The following is a 228-nucleotide window of genomic DNA, read 5'->3' on the forward strand; positions in this document are numbered from 1 at the left end:
TCACTTCGCTGTCGACCTCAACCTCGACGGGCCTGTCGTCGGCAAATAGCTCGATCGATTCGCTGTCGACTTCGACCTCGACGGGTCTGTCGTCGACGAATAGCTCGATCACTTCGCTGTCGACCTCAACCTCGACGGGCCTGTCGTCGGCAAATAGCTCGATCGATTCGCTGTCGACTTCGACCTCGACGGGTCTGTCGTCGACGAATAGCTCGATCACTTCGCTGT

General features: G+C 57.9%; 1 protein-coding gene. It reads right to left on the minus strand.

What is annotated here, in order from left to right:
- On the minus strand, positions 1 to 228 hold a 228-nt coding region (locus tag G3N62_RS35755), incomplete at both ends, for a hypothetical protein (RefSeq protein WP_206141574.1).

The sequence above is a fragment of the Burkholderia sp. Tr-20355 genome, assembly GCF_017104685.1.
In the GTDB taxonomy this organism is placed as follows: Bacteria; Pseudomonadota; Gammaproteobacteria; order Burkholderiales; family Burkholderiaceae; genus Burkholderia; species Burkholderia seminalis.